At 40.9% G+C, this 6,534-nt stretch carries 5 protein-coding genes; all 5 read left to right on the top strand.

Annotation, left to right across the window (positions count from 1 at the left end; all coding sequences use genetic code 11):
* The first annotated feature begins 163 nt into the window (after nt 1-163).
* The gene (locus FZC40_RS16715) at nt 164-1,372 is read left to right on the top strand and encodes a molybdopterin molybdotransferase MoeA (RefSeq protein ID WP_148606456.1); all 1,209 of its coding nucleotides are present in this window, start codon (nt 164-166) and stop codon (nt 1,370-1,372) included.
* A gap of 198 nt (nt 1,373-1,570) precedes the next feature.
* The gene (locus FZC40_RS16710) at nt 1,571-1,894 is read left to right on the top strand and encodes a radical SAM protein (RefSeq protein ID WP_148606454.1); all 324 of its coding nucleotides are present in this window, start codon (nt 1,571-1,573) and stop codon (nt 1,892-1,894) included.
* A 291-nt stretch (nt 1,895-2,185) separates the two neighbouring features.
* Nucleotides 2,186-4,126 carry a molybdopterin biosynthesis protein gene (locus tag FZC40_RS16705; protein ID WP_148606452.1) on the top strand — a complete coding sequence of 647 codons (1,941 nt, stop codon included), beginning with the start codon at nt 2,186-2,188 and terminating at the stop codon, nt 4,124-4,126.
* A gap of 563 nt (nt 4,127-4,689) precedes the next feature.
* Entirely contained in the window at nt 4,690-5,130 is a 441-nt protein-coding gene (locus FZC40_RS16700; protein ID WP_148606458.1) for an MOSC domain-containing protein, read from the top strand.
* 63 nt (nt 5,131-5,193) lie between these two features.
* Nucleotides 5,194-6,534 (top strand): L-seryl-tRNA(Sec) selenium transferase (gene selA, locus FZC40_RS16695; protein ID WP_148606450.1); only part of this gene is annotated, 1,341 nt, incomplete at its 3' end.

Raw genomic sequence — 6,534 nt, 5'->3', positions numbered from 1 at the left:
CTGGAAACGGTATAGCCTTCTGTTGGAAAAGGAGCATAAATTTCACGAGCGTGTGACTTGTGTTAAATAAGCGTGTTTCTTTGTTGCGCCTTGCTTTCTTTTTATGAAATACAGGCGGATGTTTTTTTTGATAACGAAAGATCAAGAAATGAGGGATATGTTTATGTTACAAAGAATTGAATTATCAGAAGCGGTGGAAATAATCGTTGAAAACGTTACCCAAATAAAAGAAAAAGAAACCGTTGGGATTTTAGATTCCTTATTTAGAGTGTCAGCGCAGGATATCTTTGCACCCATTGATAACCCGCCATTTGACCGCTCGCCCTTGGATGGGTACGCATTGATTGCAGAAGACACCAAAGGCGCAAGTCGGGAAAATCCGGTGAAGTTAAGAGTTGTCGGGAAGCTTTACGCCGGGGATTCTAGTCTTTTTGAATTAAAAGCAAACCAGACCGTTCGGATTATGACCGGAGCCATGATTCCCCAAGGAGCAAATTGTGTCATCCGGCAGGAAGCGACAAATTATGGTTCGGAGACGGTTGAGATTTACGAGCCCTTAAAAGCTTTTCAAAATTATTGTTATGCCGGTGAGGATTTTAAAAAAGGCGTAAGATTAATTTCAGCAGGGGAAAAACTTAATTTTGTTCACTTGGGTTTGTTGGCAAGCATGGGTTTTCCAACAATTGAGGTATATCGTCAAACCAAGGTGGCGGTGCTTGCCACGGGAGATGAACTGATGACTCTCGGGACAGTGTTGGAACAAGGAAAAATTTATGACAGCAACTTGTTTTTACTGGCAGCCCGACTTAAAGAGCTTTCGATCACGCCCGTTTATTTACAACAAACTGGCGACGATGTCAGCACCGTTACACATAAGTTAAAGCAGGCATTGGCTGCTTCTGATGTAGTCATTACAACGGGAGGGGTTTCTGTCGGTGAAAAGGATATTTTCCATGAAGTGTTGCCGAATCTTGGGGCTGATCAAAAATTCTGGAGAGTTAATATAAAGCCGGGAACGCCAGTAATGTTTTCAATTTATGAGAATAAACCAATACTGAGTTTATCTGGGAATCCATTTGCGGCACTGGTTAACTTTGAATTGCTGGCAAGACCCTTGCTGGGAAAAATGTCGCGAGATCCTGCGATGCTCACAAAAGAAACCAGCGGTGTTATGGCGATTGATTATTCTAAAAAAAGCAAACAAAAACGTTTTGTTCGGGCTATTTATGAAGAAGGCAGAGTGAAGTTTCCCGAGGGTGGACATGCTTCAGGAATGATAGCGTCAATGAAGAAATGTAATTGTCTGGTCGAAATTGAAGCAGGAAATAATGGCTTAAAAAAAGGGGATAAGGTAAAAGTTATTCTATTATAAAGTAGTTTATGACTTAGACTCTTTGACAAGACAAAAGGGCTGTTGCAAACCGGTTAACCTAATTCATGGTTTAATCGGTTTGTAGCAGCTTTTTTTAGATCAATACAAATTATTTGGGACGAACTTGATAAAATATTGACAACCGATAATTAGCAGTCTATATTATGAACATATAGTAATGTGAAAGCGAGGAAAGACATGGCGATCAAACGTATCTATATAGAACTGACCAATCGCTGCAATCTTGATTGTGAGATGTGTTTTAGGCATACCTGGGGTACGCTTGAAGGCGATATAAATTTGAATTTACTTAAATCCATTCGTGAACAGGTAAAAGAGTTGCCAGCACTAGAACAAGTATTTCTTGGCGGAATTGGCGAGCCAACAGTACATCCTCAGTTTAAAGAAGCGGTGGAATTGTTTGCGGAATATGAGCTTTTAATCACCAGCAATGGTATTATGAGTGAAGACAACGCAAGGGATAACCAGAAATTTATTGTTCCTTTAAAAAATATTCGATAGTTTGTTTTTAATGAAGGAGAAATTGAAAAACTTGATAAGGCTGGTATTCCCTGCGTAGTGGTGGATTACTCCAGTTTGGAAGGATTAAAAAAAGCAATTACTGTTACCTGAGATATCTTTGATCAAAAGGAAAAAGCAGCCGGTTATAATGCGTTTGTCAAAATAAACAGATAACAGGAGAAAAAATGGAATTACTTAAAGTAAAAACCATCGATGAAATGAAAAAAATCATTAAAGAAAAATTCAGTCACCTGACCTTGAAAATAGTAAATTAAGAAATGGAGCGAATGCATGAATACAGAAAATACAGCGAAAAAGGATGAACGAAATTTATACTTGAAAAATGAAGATTTAGATGCAGCTGTAGAAAAATATCTGGCTTTATTATCATTTGATGCAACAGAGAAGAAGAGTCATTTCCTGGCGGTGACGGAATCACAGGGATGGGTGACCAAAGAACCTGTGTTTGCAAGAATATCCTCGCCTTATTACAATGCATCGGCAATGGATGGCATTTGTGTGGACGCTATGGCAATGATCGATGTTGATGAACGCCATCCACAGATCCTAGTGAAAGAAAAAGATTTTAATTTTGTTGATACCGGAGATGTCATCGCAGATCCGTATAATGCAGTGATCATGATTGAAGATGTGGTTATAAAAGATGATAAACAGGTTAGTATCAATGCCCCGGTTGCACTCTGGCAGCACGTTCGGCCCATCGGAGAAGATATCGTTGCTGGTGAGCTGATTATTCCGGCCTTTCATCGTATCCGCCCGATGGATATCGGCGCCTTATTGGCAGGTGGGATTACCGAGATTGAAGTGATGGAAAGGCCAAAGGTTGGAATTATCCCAACCGGAACGGAACTGGTTGAAGCCGGAGAACCCATGTCTGCGGGAAAAATTGTCGATTCCAATACCCATATGTTTGCCGGTTTAGTCAAAGAATATGGGGGACAGCCAAACCGTTATCCAACCGTTCGGGATGATTACGACCTAATAAAAAAGGCAATTGCAAAAGCAGCGGATGAAAATGATGTTGTACTCATTTCAGCCGGTTCGTCAGCCGGTACAGAAGACTATACCCGAAAACTCATTGCAGAATTAGGAGAAGTAGTGGTTCACGGGGTGGCGATCAAACCGGGAAAACCAGTGGTGTTAGGGATTATCAAGGGAAAACCGGTGATTGGCATTCCCGGCTATCCGGTATCAGCCTATTTTATTTTTGAAAGTTTTGTTAAACCAATTATCCTGGCATTTAATCATCAAACCTTTAATAAAGGAGTGAGTATTAAAGCCGTATTATCAAAACGTTTAATGTCGTCACTTAAGTACCTGGAGTTCGTTCGGATGAAATGCGGACGGGTAAATGATACGTTTGTGGCAACACCTCTGGATCGTGGAGCAGGCGTGACAATGTCGCTGGTGAATGCGGATGGCATTTTAAAAATCCCTAAAAATGTTGAAGGATACGATGCTGGAGATGTGGTTGAGATCGTTTTGATGCGTCCCCAGGAAGAAATCGAAAACACCCTGGTTTCCATTGGAAGCCATGATGTGCTCATGGATATCGTGGCCAATATCATTCATAAAAATCGAAAAATCATGAGTTTGTCCTCAACCCATGTGGGAAGTCTGGGCGGAATAATGGCCATCAAAAAAGGAGAATGTCATATCGCACCTGTTCATTTGCTGGACAAAGAAACAGGTGTCTATAATTGCTCCTATCTAAAACGCTACCTGGAAAAAGAGGATGCTGTTTTGATCAAGGGGGTAAAGCGGACCCAGGGAATGATGATCTCAAAGGGCAATCCCAAAAATATCAGAGGAATTGAAGATCTTACCAGGGATGACATTAGTTTTGTGAATCGGCAGCGTGGATCGGGAACGCGGGTATTGCTGGATTTCCTATTAAAAAAGAATGCTATCGAACCCACAACTATATTGGGATATACCCGCGAAATGAATACCCATATGATGGTTGCATCGGCGGTGAAATCCGATTCCTGCGATGTGGGCATGGGAGTATTGTCCGCGGCAAATATGATGGATCTGGATTTTATTCCCATTGGAGATGAAGAGTATGACTTTATCGTTTTAAAAAAGAACCTTAATGATCCCCGTATTCAGATCTTTATCAGTGTCCTCAAGTCCCATGAATTTGCCGAGGCCCTGAATCAGCTGGGCGGGTATGGCATCGAAAATCCCGGAGCAATAGTGGAAGTCTAAGGTGTCGTTATTTTATGAAATTGATTAACTGGTTAAAATTTTCCGATCGCAATCACATCAGCCCGTGGACTTTATCGAGAACATAATAATTAGCGAATTTTTCGCAGCAGAGTCTGCAAAAAAATTAGTCTTGACGACTTTAGAAACATTAAACTTCGGAGTTTTTATTATTATACATTATTATTGTTGGAATTATTGTTGGAAAAGCAAACATAAAAATGGCTTGAGTTAGAATTATTTACAGTAGCAATGTTCGATACTGTCATTAAGAAAGAAGTCAATTGACACATAATGAGCTGATTGTTATAATTTAAACAACTGTAGATTGGTTAATAAATGTCTCTTTCTGCGCCTTTGCCTTTTTTCTATGGAAATAGCGGCAAGGTGTTTTTTTCTATGGTAATAACTTTGTAGAGTGTGGATTAATAAGCAAACTTATATTACCGGAAAGTGCGTTGTCAGGGCTATAAAAGTTGCAGCTGAAAACGTTATAAAATTATAAATATTGTCACCAGAATCAAAAATTTTAGAATACTAGTTAAATATGAAATGGAGGAACAGTGATGGAAGTCAGGGGAAAAATAACAGGAATATGCACAAGTGTTGATATCGGAACACCGAAAAGAAATATACACCAGGCAAATCTAATCAGAAATTTTGGTGTTGAAGGCGATGGACATGGAGGTCCTCATACAGATAAACAGGTCAGTTTATTGTCCTATGAAAAGATTCAGGCGTTTACAGGAAAAGACGCCGAGGTGAAAGAAGGGGCTTTCGGTGAAAATCTGGTTGTCCAAGGAATCGATTTTTCAATTTATCCAGTGGGCACTCAGTTCAGATCCGGTGACGTGATTCTGGAGATCACCCATAAAGGCGAGATATGTGAAGTCTGTAAGATGAAAAAAACACCGGGCGAATGTTTGATGCAAAAGGAAGGCATCTTTTGCAGAGTTGTTATGGGCGGCATTGTTACCGAAGGGGATTATCTCCATTTGGAAGACTGAAAAGGCGAACCACTGATTTCGTGACTAATTAAGCAAAACAAGAGAGTGTGATGGAAAATGACAATGGACAAAGATAGTTTAAGAGCCATACCCCAAATTGATGAGTTATTAAAAGAGCCCCAAATGATCATGGCCATCGAACAGCATGGAAAAACAGTGGTTGTTGACTGTGCCAGGAGTGTCACGGACAGAAAACGGCAGCAAATTATTTTGGGAAATCATAAAGAACCAATTAATCGGAATCAACTAATTCAGGAAATAGAAGCTTTGATAAAAAATAAAATTCAAAGACATTTACGGCCGGTGATTAACGGCACCGGGATTATTCTGCATACGAATTTAGGCCGAGCCGTGTTGAGTGAAAGCGCTGCTCAGGCGGCTTATGATGTGGCAAGAAATTATAGTACCCTGGAATACAATATCGCTACTGGTGAACGGGGAAGCAGATACAGCCATGTTGATTCGCTTTTGAAAGAGCTTTGCGGATGTGAAAGTGCCATGGTCGTCAATAATAATGCAGCGGCGGTACTGCTCGTATTAAATACCCTGGCAAAACATCAGCAGGTCATCGTTTCAAGAGGCGAACTGGTTGAGATTGGCGGAGCTTTTCGGGTGCCGGAGGTAATGGAACAAAGCGGCGCCATACTGGTTGAGGTCGGCAGCACCAATAAAACAAAAAAGTCGGATTATGAAAACGCACTCTCTTATGAAAATACCGGAGCATTGCTGAAGGTCCATACCAGCAATTATAAAATCATCGGATTTACGGAAGAAGTCACGCTTCAGGAGCTTGCCGAAATTGGAAAAAATCATGATATCCCGGTTGTATATGATATGGGCAGCGGGGGCTTTTTTAAAGCTGAGGAATATCATTTGAATGATGAACCAAACGTGCCGGAAAGCATGCAAACCGGTGCGGACATTATTTGTTTCAGTGGGGATAAGCTATTGGGGGGACCCCAGGCAGGAATCATTGTGGGAAAGAAAAAATACATTGATGCCATGAAAAAAAATCCGTTAACCCGGGCGATCCGGGTGGATAAAATGACCCTGGCGGCCCTGGAAGCCACCCTCATACTTTATCTGGACCGGGATAAAGCGGAAAAAGAAATTCCGATTCTGGCAAAACTTTTAGTCACAAAAGAGTCCTTATTTAAAAAGGCTGAACAATTCGTCGCCTTACTGAAAAACAATGCGATGATTGCCTGCGAGATCATTGAGGATTTTGGACAGGTTGGAGGAGGTTCAATGCCGAATCAGATGATTCCAAGTGTATGCGTGTCCATCAAAGCCAAAGGGTTTTCTGAAAATGCTCTGGATCGGAAATTAAATAATGCCGAGACACCCATCATTGGAAGGATTCACAAAGATTTTTACTTACTGGATATGCGAACGATCGAAAGC

It is taken from the genome of Acetobacterium tundrae (assembly GCF_008086615.1).
In the GTDB taxonomy this organism is placed as follows: domain Bacteria; phylum Bacillota; class Clostridia; order Eubacteriales; family Eubacteriaceae; genus Acetobacterium; species Acetobacterium tundrae.
This window is presented reverse-complemented; position numbering and strand designations above follow the sequence as displayed.